The following is a 17,316-nucleotide window of genomic DNA, read 5'->3' as shown; positions in this document are numbered from 1 at the left end:
AAACTCCCGAAACGTCTGTTTTTATGCCACAATACGCTATTGTTGAGTCATTTTGTGACCGGTTACGAAAAAACGATATTCCTTGGCTTAGGTGAGTAGAAACCCGATGTTTCAGCAGAAAAAGGACTGGGAAACACGAGAAAACGCATTTGCTGCTTTCTCCATGGGGCCGCTGACCGATTTCTGGCGCCAGCGTGAGGAAGATGCGTTTACGGGCGTCGGGGGCATCCCGGTACGCTTCGTTCGTTTCCGTAATGAAAAAAATGATCGGGTCATCGTGGTCTGCCCGGGGCGTATTGAAAGCTACGTTAAATACGCCGAACTGGCCTACGACCTGGTCCATATGGGGTTCGATGTGCTGATCATCGACCATCGAGGACAGGGGCTGTCCGGGCGCATGCTTCCGGACACGCACCGTGGGCACGTCGATCGCTTCAGCGATTACGTCGACGATTTTGCCGCGTTCTGGCAGCAGGAAGTTCAGCCCGGTCCCTGGCGTAAGCGATACATCCTTGCGCACTCCATGGGGGGCGCGATATCGACGCTGTTTTTGCAGCGTTATGAACACCAGTGCGATGCCATTGCGCTGACCGCGCCGATGTACGGTATCGTCATACGTTTCCCGGACTGGATGGTGCGCCATCTTCTTGACTGGGCTGAGGGCCATCAGCGCATTCGTGAAGGCTATGCCATCGGAACCGGACGCTGGCGCGCGCTGCCGTTCGCCATCAACGTCTTAACCCACAGTCGGCAGCGTTATCGCCGTAACCTGCGCTTTTATGCCGATGAACCACGCTTACGCGTCGGCGGCCCGACCTGGCACTGGGTGCGGGAAGGTATTCTGGCCGGTGAGCAGGTGCTGGCAGGCGTGGGCGATGATGACACGCCGACGCTTCTGATCCAGGCGGAAGAAGAGCGTGTGGTGGATAACCGCATGCATGACCGCTATTGTGAACTGCGCGCGGCCGCCGGTCACCCCTGCGAAGGGGGTAAACCGCTGGTCATCAACGGCGCGTACCATGAGATCCTTTTTGAAAAGGACGCTATGCGCTCAGTCGCGCTCAACGCCATTGTTGAATTTTTCAACAGGCATAATTGATTATCGTTTTCCACCAGAGGTTGAAATCCCTATGTACCAGGTTGTTGCATCTGATTTAGATGGCACGCTGCTTTCCCCTGACCACACCCTGTCGCCTTACGCGAAAGAGACCCTAAAGCTGCTGACGGCACGGGGCGTGAACTTTGTGTTTGCCACCGGCCGCCACCACGTCGACGTGGGGCAGATCCGCGATAATCTTGAGATCAAATCGTACATGATCACCTCCAACGGTGCGCGCGTGCATGATACCGACGGCAACCTGATCTTCACCCACAACCTGGATCGCGATATTGCCGCCGATCTGTTTGGCGTGGTGCACAATAATCCGGCTATCGTCACGAACGTTTACCGTGACGACGACTGGTTCATGAACCGCCACCGTCCGGATGAAATGCGTTTCTTCAAAGAAGCGGTATTTAACTACTCCCTGTACGAGCCGGGCCTTCTTGAGCCGGAGGGGATCAGTAAGGTGTTCTTCACCTGCGACAGCCACGAAGCACTGCTCCCGCTGGAACAGGCGATCAACGCCCGCTGGGGCGATCGCGTTAACGTCAGCTTCTCAACGCTCACCTGTCTGGAAGTGATGGCGGGAGGTGTCTCCAAAGGCCACGCCCTGGAAGCGGTCGCGAAACGTCTGGGCTTCGAGCTGAAAGACTGTATCGCCTTTGGTGACGGCATGAACGATGCCGAAATGCTGTCGATGGCGGGCAAGGGCTGCATCATGCAGAACGCTCATCAGCGTCTGAAAGATCTGCACCCGGAGCTGGAGGTGATTGGTTCTAACGCTGACAACGCGGTACCGAAATACCTGCGCAAGCTGTTCCTTGAATAATCTTCATTTGATTGTTTATTGCTCAGATGTCAACTAAAGAGTTCGCTACAATGCCTGTCCTTCTTTCTGAGAGACAAGCATTGTGGCGCTACTCATTATCACCACTATCCTGTGGGCCTTCTCTTTTAGCCTGATTGGCGAATACCTTGCCGGTTCAGTCGACAGCTACTTCTCGGTGCTGATGCGCGTAGGGCTGGCGGCGCTGGTGTTCCTGCCGTTTCTGCGCACGCGCGGACAGTCGCTGAAAACGATTGTGCTGTACATGCTGGTGGGGGCGATGCAGCTCGGCATCATGTATCTGTTCAGCTTCCGGGCTTACGTCTATCTGTCCGTCTCGGAATTCCTGCTCTTTACCGTGCTGACGCCGCTCTACATCACGCTGATTTACGATCTGCTGAGTAAACGTCGTCTGCGCTGGGGATACCTGCTGAGCGCGGCGCTGGCGGTGATCGGCGCGGCGATTATTCGCTACGACAAAGTGAGCGATCACTTCTGGACCGGGCTGATGTTCGTCCAGCTCGCCAATATCAGTTTCGCCATCGGCATGGTGGGCTACAAACGCCTGATGGAAACCCGTCCGATGCCGCAGCATAACGCGTTCGCGTGGTTCTACATGGGGGCCGCGATGGTCGCGGTGGCGGCGTGGTTTATGCTCGGTAACCCGCAAAAGCTGCCGACTACTCCCGTGCAGTGGGGCGTGCTGATCTGGCTGGGCGTCGTGGCTTCCGGGTTGGGGTACTTCATGTGGAATTACGGCGCGACGCAGGTCGACGCCGGTACGCTGGGGATCATGAACAACGTGCATGTCCCGGCTGGGTTGTTGGTCAACCTTGCCATCTGGCAGCAACAGCCGCACTGGCCGAGCTTCCTTATTGGGGGAGCGGTGATCCTGGCTTCGCTGTGGGTCCATCGCCGCTGGGTCGCTCCGCGCTCCGCACAAACGGAAGATGGTCGCACGCGTGGTTCCGCGCTGAGCGAATAAACGCCTCCGTAATCGGCTGACGCTGCTCGCCATCGCGCACGGCGGCGTACAGCCGGCTCCACAGTCCTTCACCCAGGGTTTTGGTCACCACCAGACCCTGGCGCTCAAAGCTCTCTACCACCCAGTGCGGCAGCGCCGCGATACCCATTCTGGCCGCCACCATCTGAATCAACAGCAGGGTGTTATCCACGCTTTTCAACTGCGGACTGATGCCCGCGGGCTGCAGGAAGTGTCGCCAGATATCCAGACGACTGCGCTGAACCGGGTAAATCAGCAGCGTTTCCGTCGCCAGGTCTTCCGGCGTGATGCGCGTTTTGGCCGCCAGCGGATGATCCGGCGCCAGTACCAGGCGTACTTCATAATCAAACATCGGCGAATAGTGCAGGCCGCTGCGCGGCAGAATATCGGACGTCATCACCAGGTCCAGCTCGCCCTGCTGCAGCGAGGGCTGCGGGTCGAACGTCACGCCGGATTTGAAGTCCATCTCCACCTGCGGCCATTTCTGGCGGAAGTTCTCAAGCGCGGGGGTCAGCCACTGAATACAGCTATGGCACTCAATGGCGATACGCAGCGTGGTCTGCTGCGGTTCGTTACACGCCTGGAGCGCGCTGGCGATCTGCGGCAGGACCTGATTCGCCAGCTGCAACAGGATCTCGCCCTGGGGCGTAAAGCGCAGCGGCTGGCTCTTGCGCACAAAAAGACGGAAGCCGAGGCGTTGTTCCAGATCGCTGAACTGGTGAGAAAGGGCGGACTGGGTCTGGTGCAGCGTGGCCGCCGCCGCCGCGAGCGAGCCGCAGTTCCGCAACGCTTGTAGCGTTTTCAGGTGTTTTATCTCGATCATGAAAGTCCTTCACTTCGCCATGAACATTTTGCGCTTGAGGAATATACAGTACCTGCCAATTATAGATGTGTAAACATCTGGACGTCTAAATAACGAATTTCATAAGGGGCACACCATGACAATCCGCAATCACACACTCGGTTTCCCTCGCGTTGGCCTGCGTCGCGAGCTGAAAAAAGCGCAAGAAAGCTACTGGGCGGGTAACGCCACCCGTGAAGAACTGCTGGCGGTGGGACGCGAGCTGCGCGCCCGTCACTGGGATCAGCAAAAACAGGCGGGGATTGAGCTGCTGCCGGTGGGCGATTTCGCCTGGTACGACCATGTTCTGACGACCAGCCTGCTGCTTGGCAACGTGCCGGCTCGTCATCAGAACAAAGATGGATCGGTAGATATCGATACTCTGTTTCGCATCGGCCGTGGCCGTGCGCCAACGGGTGAGCCAGCGGCAGCGGCGGAAATGACTAAATGGTTTAACACTAACTATCACTATATGGTGCCGGAGTTCGTAAAGGGTCAGCAGTTCAGGCTGACCTGGACGCAGCTTCTGGATGAAGTGGACGAAGCGCTGGCGCTGGGCCACCAGGTGAAACCCGTGCTGCTTGGGCCGGTAACGTACCTGTGGCTGGGCAAAGTTAAAGGCGAGCATTTTGACCGGCTCAGCCTGCTGAAGGATATTCTGCCGGTCTATAAACAGGTGCTGATTGAGCTGGGCAAGCGCGGCATTCAGTGGGTGCAAATCGACGAGCCGGCGCTGGTGCTCGAACTGCCCAAGGTTTGGCTCGATGCCTTCAAACCGGCGTATGACGCGCTGGCGGGGCAGGTGAAGCTGCTGCTGACCACCTATTTTGAGGGCGTCACGCCGAACCTGAACACCATTACCGCGCTGCCGGTTCAGGGCCTGCACGTTGACCTGGTTCACGGCAAAGACGATGTCGCGGAACTGCACAAGCGACTGCCCGCAGACTGGCTGCTCTCCGCGGGTCTGGTTAACGGTCGTAACGTCTGGCGCGCCGATCTGACCGAGAAATACGCGCAGATTAAGGACATCGTCGGCAAACGTGAGCTGTGGGTGGCCTCGTCCTGCTCCCTGCTGCACAGCCCGATCGATTTGAGCGTGGAAACCCGTCTTGATGCTGAGGTGAAAAGCTGGTTTGCCTTCGCCCTGCAAAAATGTGAAGAGCTGACGCTGCTGCGCGATGCGCTGAACAGCGGCGACACGGCGGCGATCAGCGCATGGAGTGCGCCGATCCAGGCACGTCGTCACTCGGCGCGCGTGCATAACCCGGCGGTGGAAAAACGCCTGGCGGCCATCACCGCCCAGGACAGCCAGCGTCAGAGCCCATATGAGGTACGCGCCGAAGCGCAGCGTGCCCGCTTCAACCTGCCTGCGTGGCCGACCACCACCATCGGTTCTTTCCCACAAACCACCGAAATCCGTGGCCTGCGTCTGGACTTCAAAAAGGGCAACCTGGATGCGAATCACTACCGCACCGGTATCGCCGAACACATCAAGCAGGCGATTATCGAGCAGGAGCGGCTGGGGCTGGACGTGCTGGTGCACGGTGAGGCCGAGCGTAACGACATGGTGGAGTACTTCGGTGAGCATCTCGACGGCTTTGTGTTTACCCAGAATGGCTGGGTGCAGAGCTACGGCTCCCGCTGCGTGAAGCCGCCGGTGGTGATCGGCGACGTCAGCCGTCCGGAAGCGATCACCGTGGAGTGGGCGAAATACGCGCAGTCCCTGACCGACAAGCCGGTGAAAGGCATGCTTACCGGTCCGGTGACTATTCTTTGCTGGTCCTTCCCGCGCGAAGACGTCACCCGTGAAACCATCGCGAAGCAAATCGCGCTGGCGCTGCGTGATGAAGTGGCAGATCTGGAAGCTGCAGGCATAGGCATCATCCAGATTGACGAACCGGCCCTGCGCGAAGGTCTGCCGCTGCGCCGCAGCGACTGGGATGCCTACCTGAAGTGGGGCGTGGAGGCGTTCCGCATCAACGCCGCGGTGGCGAAGGACGACACGCAGATCCACACCCACATGTGTTACTGCGAATTTAACGACATCATGGATTCGATTGCCGCGCTGGACGCTGACGTGATTACCATTGAGACGTCGCGCTCAGACATGGAGCTGCTGGAGTCGTTCGAAGAGTTCGAGTACCCGAACGAAATCGGACCGGGCGTGTATGACATTCACTCCCCGAACGTGCCGAGCGTGGAGTGGATTGAAGCCCTGCTGAAAAAAGCGGCTCAGCGCATTCCGGCTGAGCGCCTGTGGGTGAACCCGGACTGCGGCCTGAAAACCCGCGGCTGGCCGGAAACCCGCGCCGCGCTGGCGAACATGGTGAAGGCAGCACAGAATTTGCGTCAGGCATAATTGTGACGCGCGATGGCCGGGCGTCTGCCCGGCCTGGAATGCGCATGCTTAGCTCAGATCTGCGCCGTTGCTGGCAATCACCTTTTGGTACCACCAGAAGGAGTCTTTTTTCAGCCGTTTCAACGTACCGTTGCCTTCATCGTCCTGATCGACATAGATAAAACCGTAGCGTTTGGACATCTGCGAGGTGCCCGCGCTGATGATGTCGATACAGCCCCACGTGGTGAACCCCATCACCTCCACGCCTTCATTAATCGCGGCCAGCGTTTGCGCGAAATGCGCGCGGAAGTAGTCGATTCGATAGCTATCGTGGATCTTGCCGTTTTCGATCACATCCTTCGCGCCCAGACCGTTTTCAACGATAAACAGCGGCTTCCGGTAACGGTCATACAGCTCCAGCAGCGAGATTTTCAACCCAAGCGGATCAATCTGCCATCCCCATTCGGACGCAGGCAGATACGGGTTTTTCACACCGAGAACGGTATTCCCGGGAATGCGTTCGGCGTCAGGCTGCGTGGATTCGGTCATCGACATGTAATAGCTGAAGGAGACGAAATCGACGGTATGCGCCTTTAAAATACGCCGATCGTCAGGGTGCATTTCAATATGGATATTTCGTCGTTCCAGATCGCGCAGGATCAGCGGCGGATAGTCACCAAATACCTGCACGTCGGCATAAAAATAGTTTTCCAGGTTTTTCTTCAGCGTGGCTTCAACGTCTTCCGGACGGCAGCTGTGCGGATAGGTCGTCAGTTTCGTCAGCATGCACCCGACCTGGCTGCCCGGAATTTTGGCGTGGCAGTCGCGCGTGACCAGTGCAGACGCGACAAACTGATGGTGCAGACCCTGATAGATATCCTGTTTCGCGTTGCCCGGCGCGCTTTTCTCTTCGCGAATGCCCGCGGTCGTAAAGGGATGGCGGTGAATACTGTCTATTTCATTGAAGGTTAGCCAGTAACGCACCAGCTCTTTGTAGCGGTCGAAACAAACATTGCTGAAGCGAACGAAAGCATCGACCACATTGCGGTGCACCCAGCCGTTATATTTTTCGCTCAGCGCCAGCGGCATTTCGTAGTGGGAAAGGGTGACCAGCGGCTCGATGTTATGACGACGCAGCTCGCGAAACAGTTCTTCATAAAACTGCAGCCCGGCCTCGTTTGGCTCGGCGTCCTCTCCGGTCGGGAAAATACGTGACCAGGCAATAGATACGCGCAGCACCTTAAAACCCATCTCAGCAAACAGCGCGATGTCGTCTTTATAGTGGTGATAAAAATCGATGCCGCGGCGTTTCGGGTACAGCGCATCATTTTTACCTTCAAACGCGTCGCGGATATTCTCGTCCGTCAGGGCCATGTGGCCGCTGTAATCTTTCACGGAGAGGTTGGGTTTCCAGGCGACAGCGTCGGCAACGGACGGCCCTTTGCCGTCCACGTTCCATGCGCCTTCGGCCTGGTTGGCGGCAATCGCGCCGCCCCATAAAAAACCGTGTGGAAACGCGAGGGAATTGTCCATAACACGCACTCCTTATGCGTCATGATGATGGGAAAGGCTTACCCTTTTTTACCACCGTACTGACGGAACCACGTAAGCATCCGCTGCCATCCATCTTTAGCCGATTCAGCGTGATAGCTCGGACGATAGTCGGCGTTAAACGCATGCCCGGCATCCGGGTATACCACGATCTCCGCCTTCGCATTTGCCGCGCGGAGCGCATGGCGCATGGTTTCTACCGAATCCAGCGAAATACCGGTGTCCTGACCGCCGTAAAGCCCTAACACGGGGGCATTTAAGTCTGTGGCGATATCAACCGGATGTTTTGGTGAATTCAGCGTTTTTTCACCCACCAGTTTGCCGTACCAGGCGACAGCGGCTTTGAGCTGCGGGTTATGCGCGGCATACAGCCAGCTAATGCGTCCGCCCCAGCAGAAGCCGGTGACCAGCAGACGATGGGGATCGCCCCCGTTGCGCGCCGCCCAACTGGCGACGTGGTCGAGGTCGGCCAGCACCTGCGCGTCCGGGACTTTGCTGACCAGGTTGCTGAGCAAGGTGGGAATATCGCTGTAGTCGTTCGGATCGCCCTGACGGAAGTAGAGCTCTGGCGCAACGGCCAGATAGCCTTCCAGCGCCAGCCGGCGGCAGAGGTCGCGAATGTGTTCGTGAACACCGAAAATTTCCTGAACCACGATCACGATGGGCAGCGGGCCGTCTGCCGATTTTGGTCGTGCGTGGTAAGCAGGCATGTTCTCTCCCTGCGTGGGAATAGAGGTCTCACCCGCGGTGATGGCATCTTCAGACGTTGAGACGATGGTTGAGGCATGCGGGGCCGCAGCAGGTGCAAAACCGGTTTTTTCAGTCATGGCATTCTCCGTACCAATCAGTTAGCGCAAAGGTAAATATAGACACCAGGTTAACAACTCACAGTGCCTTAAACGGTCTATCTTTTGTGCAGTACCTGACGATATAACTTGTTAATGTGATGTAAATCACTTTTTTATGGAAATTCGATGCAATCATTTTCATTCATGGTGAGATGCGTCACGAAATTATGCTTACTGCTTCTGTAAAGTACCGTTTTACTTCTTCTGACTAACCGACCCACAGAGGAGTCACCTATGTCTAAGTCTGATGTTTTTCATCTCGGCCTCACTAAAAACGATTTACAAGGGGCTACGCTCGCTATCGTCCCTGGCGATCCGGAGCGTGTGGAAAAGATCGCCGCGCTGATGGATAAGCCGGTTAAGCTGGCAGCCCATCGTGAATTTACCACCTGGCGCGCAGAGCTGGATGGTAAAGCCGTGATTGTGTGTTCTACCGGTATCGGTGGCCCGTCTACTTCGATTGCTGTTGAAGAGCTGGCACAGCTGGGCATTCGTACTTTCCTGCGTATCGGTACCACTGGCGCTATTCAGCCGCATATCAACGTCGGCGACGTGCTGGTGACGACCGCGTCTGTGCGTCTGGATGGCGCAAGCCTCCACTTTGCACCGATGGAGTTCCCGGCGGTGGCAGATTTCGAGTGCACCACCGCGCTGGTTGAAGCCGCGAAATCCGTGGGCGCCACCACCCACGTGGGCGTGACCGCTTCGTCCGATACCTTCTACCCGGGCCAGGAGCGTTACGACACCTTCTCTGGCCGCGTGGTAAGCCGCTTCAAAGGCTCCATGGAAGAGTGGCAGTCGATGGGCGTGATGAACTACGAAATGGAATCCGCCACGCTGCTGACCATGTGCGCAAGCCAGGGTCTGCGTGCCGGTATGGTGGCGGGCGTCATCGTCAACCGTACCCAGCAGGAGATCCCGAACGCCGAAACCATGAAGCAGACCGAAAGTCATGCGGTGAAAATCGTGGTAGAAGCGGCGCGTCGCCTGATCTAGTCCTCTCCCTTCGAAACCAAAGGCCGACACGTTCGGCCTTTATTTTTTGCGTAGCGCTTCGCAGGAAAACCCTTTCAAACTGGACGTTTATACAGCACAATCTTAGTTTGTGCGGGTAATACGTTGATGCAGGGGGCATTGTGGATATCTCAATCCTGATTTATGCGGTGATTGCGCTGGCGGGCGTGGCGATAGGCTGGCTGATGTCCAGCTATCAGCATGCGCAGCAGAAGGCCGATCAGCTGGCTGAACGCGAAGAGATCGTCGCCGATTTAAGCGCGGCCAGGCAGCAGCTTGCCCTGAGTGAACACTGGCGCGACGAGTGTGAACTGCTCAACAACGAGCTGCGCAATCTCCGCGATATCAACACCTCGCTGGAGGCCGATCTCCGTGAAGTGACCACCCGCCTGGAATCCACTCAGCTGCATGCGGAAGATAAAATCCGCCAGATGATCAACAGCGAGCAGCGCCTCAGCGAACAGTTTGAAAACCTCGCGAACCGCATTTTTGAGCACAGCAACCGCCGCGTTGACGAGCAGAACCGCCAGAGCCTGAACAGCCTGCTGACGCCCCTGCGTGAACAGCTGGACGGCTTCCGCCGTCAGGTACAGGACAGCTTTGGTCAGGAAGCCCGCGAGCGGCATACCCTGGCGCATGAAATTCGCAATCTCCAGCAGCTGAATGCCCAGATGGCGCAGGAGGCGGTCAACCTCACCCGCGCGTTGAAAGGGGATAACAAAACCCAGGGCAACTGGGGAGAAGTGGTGCTGACCCGCGTCCTGGAAGCTTCAGGCCTTCGGGAAGGGTACGAATACGAAACGCAGGTGAGTATTGAAAATGATGCCCGCTCGCGAATGCAGCCAGATGTGATCGTGCGGCTGCCCCAGGGTAAAGATGTGGTGATTGACGCCAAGATGACTTTGGTGGCGTATGAGCGTTACTTCAATGCGGAGGACGACTACACCCGCGAATCGGCGCTGCAGGAGCACATTGCCTCCGTGCGCAATCATATTCGCCTGCTCGGCAGAAAAGACTATCAGCAGCTGCCTGGCCTGCGGTCGCTAGACTATGTCCTGATGTTTATTCCGGTAGAGCCCGCGTTTCTGCTGGCACTGGACAGGCAGCCTGAACTCATCACCGAAGCGCTCAAAAATAACATTATGCTGGTCAGCCCCACCACGCTGCTGGTGGCCTTACGCACCATTGCGAACCTGTGGCGCTATGAGCACCAGAGCCGCAACGCGCAGCAGATTGCTGACCGCGCCAGCAAGCTGTATGACAAAATGCGCCTCTTCGTGGACGACATGTCCTCCGTCGGGCAGAGCCTGGACCGTGCGCAGGATAACTATCGTCAGGCGATGAAAAAACTCGCCTCGGGACGTGGCAATTTGCTGGCGCAGGCCGAATCATTCCGCAGCCTGGGGGTAGAGGTTAAACGCGAGATTAATCCGGAATTGGTGGAACAGGCCACCACCCAGGACGACGAGTTTCGCCTGCGTGAAGGGGCGGACGAACAAAAGACAAACAGTGAAGACAACACGTTAGCGGTCGATTTATCACCAGACGAGACTCCGGCGCGTTTCTTTCGCGGTGGTTGAAACGTAGGGCAAACGCGCCCAATCTGTTACACTTCACGAACATTTTACTGATAAGCAGGCTCTAAGATGGCTGACGATTCACAAGACACAACGCACTTTGGCTTTCAGACTGTCGCCAAAGCGCAGAAAGCTGACATGGTGGCCCACGTATTTCATTCCGTGGCGGCGAAGTACGATGTGATGAATGACCTGATGTCGTTCGGCATTCATCGCTTGTGGAAGCGCTTCACCATTGACTGTAGCGGCGTGCGTCGCGGACAAACGGTGCTGGATTTAGCCGGTGGTACGGGCGATTTAACCGCGAAATTCTCTCGTCTGGTGGGCGAAACCGGGCGCGTTGTCCTCGCCGATATTAATGACTCCATGCTGAAAATGGGCCGCGAAAAGCTGCGTAACATCGGCGTGGTGGGGAATGTGGAATATGTGCAGGCAAATGCCGAAGCGCTGCCGTTCCCGGACAATACCTTTGACTGCATCACGATCTCCTTCGGTCTGCGTAACGTGACCGACAAAGAAAAAGCGCTGCGCTCCATGTATCGCGTGCTGAAGCCGGGTGGACGCCTGCTGGTGCTCGAATTTTCCAAACCGATTATTGAGCCGCTGAGCAAAGCTTACGACGCCTATTCCTTCCACGTTCTGCCACGCATCGGTGAGCTGGTGGCCAACGACGCGGAAAGCTACCGCTATCTGGCGGAATCTATCCGTATGCACCCGGATCAGGACACATTAAAAGCCATGATGCAGGATGCAGAATTTGAGAACGTTGAATATTTCAACCTGACGGCGGGTGTCGTCGCGCTGCATCGCGGTTACAAGTTCTGAGTGGAGGTGTCCCGTGCCCTTTAAACCCTTAGTCACCGCAGGTATCGAAAACGTACTGAATGCTTTTCTCTATCGTGCTCCGGCGCTTAAAGCAGCGCGTCAGCGGCTAAACGGGAAGGTATTACGTATTGTTTTAAAAGAGTTCTCGACGCCGCTTGTGCTGGTCTTCAGCGAACGCCAGCTTGACGTTCTGGGGGCGTGGGAAGGTGACGCCGACTGCTCGGTCATCACGCACATGAGCGTGCTGCCAAAACTGCGCGATCGCCAGCAATTAACGGCGCTTATCCGCAGTGGTGAGCTGGAAGTGGAAGGCGACATTCAGGTCGTGCAGAACTTCGTTGCGCTCACCGATCTGGCGGAGTTCGACCCGGCAGAACTGCTCGCGCCCTTTATCGGCGACATTGCCGCTGAAGGTATCGGGAAAGTCCTTCAGGGTGGCACCTCCTTTGCGCGTAAAAGCCTGCAACGTCAGCAACGCTATGCGGCGGAAGTGCTGACGGAGGAGTGGCGAATGGCGCCCGGTCCACTGGAAGTGGCATGGTTTGCGGAAGAGACCGCGGCTGTTGAACGTGCGGTTGATGCCTTAACCAAACGGCTGGAAAAACTGGAGGGCAAATGACGCCTGGTGAAATTCGGCGCCTCTATTTCATTATTCGCACCTTTTTGAGCTACGGGCTCGACGAGCTTATCCCCAAAATGCGTATCACGCTGCCGCTTCGCATCTGGCGGCGGATGCTCTTCTGGATGCCTAATCGCCATAAAGGTCAGCCGCTGGGTGAGCGCCTGCGCCTCGCATTGCAGGAACTCGGTCCGGTATGGATTAAGTTCGGGCAGATGCTCTCGACCCGCCGCGATCTCTTTCCGCCGCTGATTGCTGATGAACTCGCGATGCTGCAGGACCGCGTCGCACCGTTTGACGGTGCGCGCGCGAAAAAGCAAATTGAAGAGGCGATGGGCAACATTCCCATTGAGACCTGGTTTGACGATTTCGATATTCAGCCACTGGCATCGGCCTCTATCGCTCAGGTGCACACCGCGCGCCTGAGAGAAAATGGCAAGGAAGTGGTTATTAAGGTCATTCGTCCGGACATCCTGCCCATCATCAAAGCAGACATGAAGCTGATTTATCGTCTGGCGCGCTGGGTGCCGCGTCTGCTTCCGGACGGACGTCGTTTGCGTCCAATGGAAGTGGTGCGGGAATATGAAAAAACGCTGATTGATGAGCTTAACCTGCTGCGTGAATCGGCAAACGCCATTCAGCTGCGTCGCAACTTTGAAAACAGCCCGATGCTCTATGTCCCTGAAGTCTATTCTGACTACTGCAGCCAGAACATGATGGTGATGGAGCGTATCTACGGTATTCCGGTTTCGGATGTGGTGGCCCTGGAGAAGCAGGGAACGAACATGAAGCTGTTGGCCGAGCGTGGCGTGCAGGTCTTCTTCACCCAGGTGTTCCGCGACAGCTTTTTCCATGCGGACATGCACCCGGGCAATATCTTCGTGAGCTACGAACACCCTGAAGATCCGAAGTATATCGGTATCGACTGCGGGATTGTGGGGTCGCTGAATAAAGAAGATAAACGCTATCTGGCCGAGAATTTCATCGCGTTCTTCAACCGCGACTACCGTAAGGTGGCCGAGCTGCACGTCGATTCCGGCTGGGTACCGCCGGACACCAACGTCGAAGAGTTCGAGTTTGCGATCCGGACCGTTTGCGAACCGATTTTTGAAAAACCGCTAGCGGAAATCTCCTTCGGACATGTGCTGTTGAACCTGTTCAACACGGCACGCCGATTTAATATGGAAGTTCAGCCACAGCTAGTTTTACTTCAGAAAACATTACTTTACGTTGAGGGTGTAGGCCGACAGCTCTATCCTCAGTTAGACTTGTGGAAGACCGCGAAACCTTTCCTTGAATCCTGGATTAAGGATCAGGTTGGTATTCCGGCGCTGGTGCGCTCGCTGAAAGAGAAAGGCCCGTTCTGGATAGAAAAAATGCCTGAAATTCCTGAACTGGTTTATGACAGTTTGCGTCAGAGCAAGAACCTTCAGCACAGCATGGATAAAATCGCTCGCGAACTTCAGTCCAGCCGTGTTCGTCAGGGCCAGTCACGCTATCTCTTTGGGATTGGCGCAACGCTGCTGCTGAGCGGTACGCTGCTGCTAATCAACCGCCCGGAGTGGCAGATGATGCCCGCCTGGCTGATGGCCGCCGGGGTGGTTGTCTGGCTTGCCGGATGGCGAAAAACGCGCTGAGTTTGCGTCGCTATCGACGGGTCGCATACGTATAATGCGACCTGACTCATTAATCATCTATCCCTGAGGAACGTGTATGGGTGGTATCAGTATCTGGCAATTGTTGATCATTGCCGTCATCGTCGTGCTGTTGTTTGGCACCAAAAAGCTCGGTTCTATTGGTTCCGATCTGGGCGCGTCTATCAAAGGCTTCAAGAAAGCGATGAGCGATGATGAGAGCAAGCAGGATAAAACCAGCCAGGACGCTGACTTTACTGCTAAATCCATCTCCGACAAGCAAGAAGAAGCCAAAAAGGAAGACGCTAAACGCCACGATAAAGAGCAGGTGTAAGTCGTGTTCGACATTGGTTTTAGTGAGCTCCTGCTGGTCTTTGTGATTGGCCTGATCGTGCTGGGGCCTCAGCGTCTGCCGGTGGCGGTGAAAACCGTTGCGGGCTGGGTTCGTGCGCTGAGATCGCTGGCATCGACCGTTCAGAATGAACTGGCTCAGGAGCTTAAGCTGCAGGAATTTCAGGAAAGCCTGAAAAAGGTTGAGAAGGCGAGCATGGATAACCTGACGCCGGAACTGAAAGCGTCAATGGATGAGCTGCGCGAAGCGGCGGAATCCATGAAGCGCTCCTACAGCATTAACGATCCTGAAAAAGCGAGCGATGAAGCGAACACCATCCATAACCCGGTGGTGAAGGGCAGCGAAGAGCAGCGTGAAGGCGTAACGCCTGCCAGCGCTGAACATCAGGCTGCTGCGCCAGAACAGACGCCGCAGGAAACCGAAGTGAAAAAGCAGGTGCAGCCGGAAAAGCCCGTGGTTAATGCTGCCGAGGCAAAACCCGCCGCGCCCGTTTCCGAATCATCCCCCTCGTCGAGTGATAAAGCGTAAACATGGCTGTAGATGATACTCAACCGCTGATTACGCACCTCATAGAGCTGCGTAAGCGCCTGTTAAACTGCATCATTGCGGTTCTCGTTATTTTTCTATGCCTGGTCTATTTCGCCAACGATATCTACCAGGTGGTTTCTGCGCCGCTGATCAAGCAGATGCCGCTGGGCGCAACAATGATTGCAACAGACGTTGCTTCTCCGTTCTTTACCCCCATCAAGCTGACCTTTTGGGTGTCGTTGATTGCCTCTGCGCCCGTGATTCTGTACCAGGTGTGGGCCTTTGTGGCGCCAGCACTGTATAAGCACGAACGTAAGCTGGTCATCCCGCTGCTGGTGTCCAGTTCGCTGCTGTTCTATATCGGCATGGCGTTTGCCTATTTCGTTGTCTTCCCGCTGGCCTTCGGCTTCCTGACGCATACCGCGCCGGAAGGCGTCCAGGTGTCGACAGATATCGCCAGCTACCTCAGCTTTGTGATGGCGCTGTTTATGGCGTTCGGCGTGGCCTTTGAAGTACCGGTGGCCATTGTGCTGCTCTGCTGGGTAGGAGTCACCACGCCGGATGACCTGCGTAAGAAGCGTCCGTATATCCTGGTCGGCGCATTTGTGGTCGGCATGCTGCTGACACCGCCGGATGTGTTCTCCCAGACGCTGCTGGCCATACCGATGTACTGCCTGTTTGAGGTCGGCGTCTTCTTCTCACGGTTCTACGTGGGTAAAGGGCGTCGGTCGGATGACGAAGACGCTACGTCCGACAAGACCACTGAAGAGTAAAACCAGCCGCCCGTCAGGGCGGTTGTTATATGGGGATTCGCATGTTTGATATCGGACTTAACCTGACCAGCTCGCAGTTTGCGAAAGATCGCGATGAGGTGGTTGCGCGCGCGTTTGCCGCCGGGGTGAAAGGACTGCTGCTGACGGGCACCAACCTGCATGAGAGCGAGCAGGCGCAGCAGCTGGCGCAACGCTACGAACGCTGTTGGTCTACCGCGGGCGTACACCCACATGACAGCAGCCAGTGGACCCCGGAAAGCGGTGAAATCCTGCGCAGGCTGGCGAAGACACCGGAAGTGGTGGCGATTGGCGAATGCGGCCTCGATTTCAACCGTAACTTTTCCACGCCTGAAGAGCAGGAAAAGGCGTTCACTGCCCAGCTTGCGCTGGCGGCAGAGCTTGAAATGCCCGTATTTATGCACTGCCGCGACGCGCATGAGCGTTTCCTGACTCTGCTGGATCCGTGGCTTGAGAAACTGCCGGGCGCAGTGCTGCACTGTTTTACCGGCTCACGGCAGGAGGCGCTGGAGTGCCTGGAGCGCGGGCTTTATCTGGGGATTACCGGCTGGGTTTGCGATGAGCGCCGCGGGCTTGAGCTTCGGGAGCTGTTGCCGGCGATCCCGGCTGACCGGTTGCTCCTTGAAACGGATGCGCCTTATCTGCTGCCGCGCGATATGAAACCCAAACCGGCATCGCGACGCAATGAGCCCGCTTATCTGGGGCACATTGTTGAGCGCGTCGCGACGTGGCGCGGAGAGGATCCGCACTGGCTTTCCGTACAGACGGATGACAACGTGAGTAAGCTGTTCGGGATAAACGTTTAAAGTTTACGGAAGTCGGTGTTTTTAACGCTCTGCAGCACCTGCTTGTTCAGCAGATTAAGCAACAGCATGGAGCGCGCTTCCCCGTCCGGCTCGGCAAAAATCGCCTGCAGGCCTTCGAAAGCCCCTTCGGTAATCACGACGCTATCGCCCGTGTAGGGCGTTTCCGGGTCGGTAAGGCCTTCGGGCTGCTGATAAATCGACAGCTGGTGGATCACCGATGAGGGAACCGTCGCAGGGTGAGCGCCAAAGCGAACAAAATGGCTGACGCCGCGCGTGGCGCTGATGGTGGTGGTGTGGATCACCTCCGGGTCGAACTCCACGAACAGGTAGTTCGGGAACAACGGCTCGCTCACGGTTGTGCGCTTCCCGCGCTGCATTTTTTCAAGCGTGATCACGGGCGTCAGGCAATTGACAGACTGACGTTCAAGATGTTCCTGCGCGCGCTGAAGTTGCCCGCGTTTGCAATACAGTAAATACCAGGCCTGCATAATCACTCTTTCCCTTAGTTCGGGGCGCAAGCATATCAAAACCCTGGCGGGATCGCTAAGTTGATTATAATGGGCGAAAATGGGACAGAACGCATAACTTCACGCTAATTTAACAAAATTACAGCATCAAGCAGGCTTACGCCGTATAATGAAGCGCTTACAGAGAGGCCATG

17 protein-coding genes are annotated in these 17,316 nt (G+C 56.5%); 13 read left to right on the top strand and 4 right to left on the bottom strand.

The features are described from left to right. Positions 1-106: 106 nt before the first annotated feature. The 3 genes from pldB to ABFV38_RS21095 all read left to right on the top strand — a co-directional run bounded on the left by pldB (position 107) and on the right by ABFV38_RS21095 (position 2,913). Positions 107-1,099: a lysophospholipase L2 gene (pldB, locus tag ABFV38_RS21105; RefSeq protein WP_045417641.1), complete on the top strand. Its 993-nt coding sequence runs from the start codon at positions 107-109 to the stop codon at positions 1,097-1,099. Positions 1,100-1,130: 31 nt separating this feature from the next. Then, the gene (yigL, locus tag ABFV38_RS21100) at positions 1,131-1,931 is read left to right on the top strand and encodes a sugar/pyridoxal phosphate phosphatase YigL (RefSeq protein WP_348957998.1); all 801 of its coding nucleotides are present in this window, start codon (positions 1,131-1,133) and stop codon (positions 1,929-1,931) included. A gap of 82 nt (positions 1,932-2,013) precedes the next feature. Beyond that, the gene (locus tag ABFV38_RS21095) at positions 2,014-2,913 is read left to right on the top strand and encodes a carboxylate/amino acid/amine transporter (protein WP_045909224.1); all 900 of its coding nucleotides are present in this window, start codon (positions 2,014-2,016) and stop codon (positions 2,911-2,913) included. Here the strand turns inward: ABFV38_RS21095 and metR are convergent. Continuing rightward, the gene (gene metR / locus ABFV38_RS21090; RefSeq protein ID WP_024907993.1) at positions 2,801-3,754 is read right to left on the bottom strand and encodes an HTH-type transcriptional regulator MetR; all 954 of its coding nucleotides are present in this window, start codon (positions 3,752-3,754) and stop codon (positions 2,801-2,803) included. The two genes, ABFV38_RS21095 and metR, sit on opposite strands and share 113 nt — an antisense overlap. Before the next feature lie 115 nt (positions 3,755-3,869). On the opposite strand from metR, the gene metE reads away from it, so the two are divergent. After that, positions 3,870-6,131 carry a 5-methyltetrahydropteroyltriglutamate--homocysteine S-methyltransferase gene (gene metE, locus ABFV38_RS21085; protein WP_348957997.1) on the top strand — a complete coding sequence of 754 codons (2,262 nt, stop codon included), beginning with the start codon at positions 3,870-3,872 and terminating at the stop codon, positions 6,129-6,131. Between the two features lie 48 nt (positions 6,132-6,179). On the opposite strand, the gene ABFV38_RS21080 is transcribed toward metE, so the two are convergent. Both ABFV38_RS21080 and ABFV38_RS21075 read right to left on the bottom strand, forming a co-directional pair. Beyond that, positions 6,180-7,643 (bottom strand): family 1 glycosylhydrolase, encoded by a 1,464-nt coding sequence (locus ABFV38_RS21080; RefSeq protein WP_348957995.1) that lies wholly within the window; start codon positions 7,641-7,643, stop codon positions 6,180-6,182. A gap of 38 nt (positions 7,644-7,681) precedes the next feature. Continuing rightward, entirely contained in the window at positions 7,682-8,488 is an 807-nt protein-coding gene (locus ABFV38_RS21075; RefSeq protein ID WP_048030776.1) for a dienelactone hydrolase family protein, read from the bottom strand. A gap of 255 nt (positions 8,489-8,743) precedes the next feature. On the opposite strand from ABFV38_RS21075, the gene udp reads away from it, so the two are divergent. The 9 genes from udp (at position 8,744) to tatD (ending at position 16,655) form a co-directional block, all read left to right on the top strand. Continuing rightward, positions 8,744-9,505 (top strand): uridine phosphorylase, encoded by a 762-nt coding sequence (udp, locus tag ABFV38_RS21070; RefSeq protein WP_003860792.1) that lies wholly within the window; start codon positions 8,744-8,746, stop codon positions 9,503-9,505. 140 nt (positions 9,506-9,645) lie between these two features. After that, positions 9,646-11,103, top strand: coding sequence for a DNA recombination protein RmuC (gene rmuC, locus ABFV38_RS21065; protein WP_235403379.1), 1,458 nt, complete (start codon positions 9,646-9,648; stop codon positions 11,101-11,103). Between the two features lie 66 nt (positions 11,104-11,169). Beyond that, positions 11,170-11,925 (top strand): bifunctional demethylmenaquinone methyltransferase/2-methoxy-6-polyprenyl-1,4-benzoquinol methylase UbiE, encoded by a 756-nt coding sequence (gene ubiE, locus ABFV38_RS21060; protein ID WP_023309612.1) that lies wholly within the window; start codon positions 11,170-11,172, stop codon positions 11,923-11,925. 13 nt (positions 11,926-11,938) lie between these two features. After that, positions 11,939-12,544, top strand: coding sequence for a ubiquinone biosynthesis protein UbiJ (gene ubiJ, locus ABFV38_RS21055; RefSeq protein WP_048030774.1), 606 nt, complete (start codon positions 11,939-11,941; stop codon positions 12,542-12,544). Next, the gene (ubiB, locus tag ABFV38_RS21050; RefSeq protein WP_104949903.1) at positions 12,541-14,181 is read left to right on the top strand and encodes a ubiquinone biosynthesis regulatory protein kinase UbiB; all 1,641 of its coding nucleotides are present in this window, start codon (positions 12,541-12,543) and stop codon (positions 14,179-14,181) included. Before ubiJ ends, ubiB begins: the two co-directional genes overlap by 4 nt. Before the next feature lie 76 nt (positions 14,182-14,257). Then, positions 14,258-14,512, top strand: coding sequence for a Sec-independent protein translocase subunit TatA (gene tatA / locus ABFV38_RS21045; protein WP_020882874.1), 255 nt, complete (start codon positions 14,258-14,260; stop codon positions 14,510-14,512). A gap of 3 nt (positions 14,513-14,515) precedes the next feature. After that, positions 14,516-15,058 carry a Sec-independent protein translocase protein TatB gene (gene tatB, locus ABFV38_RS21040; protein WP_008501521.1) on the top strand — a complete coding sequence of 181 codons (543 nt, stop codon included), beginning with the start codon at positions 14,516-14,518 and terminating at the stop codon, positions 15,056-15,058. A 2-nt stretch (positions 15,059-15,060) separates the two neighbouring features. Further along, complete coding sequence (gene tatC, locus ABFV38_RS21035) at positions 15,061-15,831, top strand: Sec-independent protein translocase subunit TatC (protein WP_045909218.1); 771 nt, start codon at positions 15,061-15,063, stop codon at positions 15,829-15,831. Between the two features lie 41 nt (positions 15,832-15,872). Next, positions 15,873-16,655, top strand: coding sequence for a 3'-5' ssDNA/RNA exonuclease TatD (tatD, locus tag ABFV38_RS21030; protein WP_348957992.1), 783 nt, complete (start codon positions 15,873-15,875; stop codon positions 16,653-16,655). On the opposite strand, the gene rfaH is transcribed toward tatD, so the two are convergent. Then, entirely contained in the window at positions 16,652-17,143 is a 492-nt protein-coding gene (gene rfaH / locus ABFV38_RS21025; RefSeq protein ID WP_028015881.1) for a transcription/translation regulatory transformer protein RfaH, read from the bottom strand. The two genes, tatD and rfaH, sit on opposite strands and share 4 nt — an antisense overlap. Between the last annotated feature and the right edge of the window lie 173 nt (positions 17,144-17,316).

This window comes from Enterobacter cloacae complex sp. Mu1197 (assembly GCF_040059225.1).
In the GTDB taxonomy this organism is placed as follows: domain Bacteria; phylum Pseudomonadota; class Gammaproteobacteria; order Enterobacterales; family Enterobacteriaceae; genus Enterobacter; species Enterobacter quasiroggenkampii.
This window is presented reverse-complemented; position numbering and strand designations above follow the sequence as displayed.

Bases quoted from the DNA above. Each gene is read 5' to 3' on its own strand.
- pldB (WP_045417641.1), top strand. From the start codon at position 107: ATGTTTCAGCAGAAAAAGGACTGGGAAACACGAGAAAACGCATTTGCT.
- yigL (WP_348957998.1), top strand. From the start codon at position 1,131: ATGTACCAGGTTGTTGCATCTGATTTAGATGGCACGCTGCTTTCCCCT.
- metR (WP_024907993.1), bottom strand. From the start codon at position 3,754: ATGATCGAGATAAAACACCTGAAAACGCTACAAGCGTTGCGGAACTGC.
- rfaH (WP_028015881.1), bottom strand. From the start codon at position 17,143: ATGCAGGCCTGGTATTTACTGTATTGCAAACGCGGGCAACTTCAGCGC.
- ABFV38_RS21075 (WP_048030776.1), bottom strand. From the start codon at position 8,488: ATGACTGAAAAAACCGGTTTTGCACCTGCTGCGGCCCCGCATGCCTCA.
- metE (WP_348957997.1), top strand. From the start codon at position 3,870: ATGACAATCCGCAATCACACACTCGGTTTCCCTCGCGTTGGCCTGCGT.
- tatC (WP_045909218.1), top strand. From the start codon at position 15,061: ATGGCTGTAGATGATACTCAACCGCTGATTACGCACCTCATAGAGCTG.
- ABFV38_RS21080 (WP_348957995.1), bottom strand. From the start codon at position 7,643: ATGGACAATTCCCTCGCGTTTCCACACGGTTTTTTATGGGGCGGCGCG.
- tatD (WP_348957992.1), top strand. From the start codon at position 15,873: ATGTTTGATATCGGACTTAACCTGACCAGCTCGCAGTTTGCGAAAGAT.
- udp (WP_003860792.1), top strand. From the start codon at position 8,744: ATGTCTAAGTCTGATGTTTTTCATCTCGGCCTCACTAAAAACGATTTA.
- ubiE (WP_023309612.1), top strand. From the start codon at position 11,170: ATGGCTGACGATTCACAAGACACAACGCACTTTGGCTTTCAGACTGTC.
- ubiB (WP_104949903.1), top strand. From the start codon at position 12,541: ATGACGCCTGGTGAAATTCGGCGCCTCTATTTCATTATTCGCACCTTT.
- tatA (WP_020882874.1), top strand. From the start codon at position 14,258: ATGGGTGGTATCAGTATCTGGCAATTGTTGATCATTGCCGTCATCGTC.